The 324-nt window shown below is 75.0% G+C and carries 1 protein-coding gene; it reads left to right on the forward strand.

From position 1 onward, the window contains the following. Nucleotides 1-324 (forward strand): condensation domain-containing protein (locus LG632_RS30055; RefSeq protein ID WP_226731090.1); only part of this gene is annotated, 324 nt, incomplete at both ends.

Here is a 324-nt window from a genome sequence, read left to right on the forward strand (position 1 = left end):
CCCACCAGCGTCGTCTCCCAGCAGCTGGCCTACTGGAAGTGGGCGCTGTCCGGGGTCCCGGAGGAACTGCGGCTGCCCACCGACCGGCCGCGCCCGGCCCGGCCGAGCCACCGCGGCGCCGTCGTGCCCTTCGCCTTCGACGCCGAGGTGCACGCCGCACTGGCCGGCATCGCCCGGGACAACGGCGCGAGCCTCTTCATGGTCCTCCAGGCCGCCGTCGCCTCCTGGCTCACCGGCCTCGGCGCGGGGTCGGACGTTCCGCTGGGTACGCCGGTGGCGGGTCGTACGGACGAGGCGCTGGAGGACCTGGTCGGGTTCTTCGTC

The sequence above is a fragment of the Streptomyces antimicrobicus genome, assembly GCF_020532625.1.
GTDB lineage: Bacteria > Actinomycetota > Actinomycetes > Streptomycetales > Streptomycetaceae > Streptomyces > Streptomyces antimicrobicus.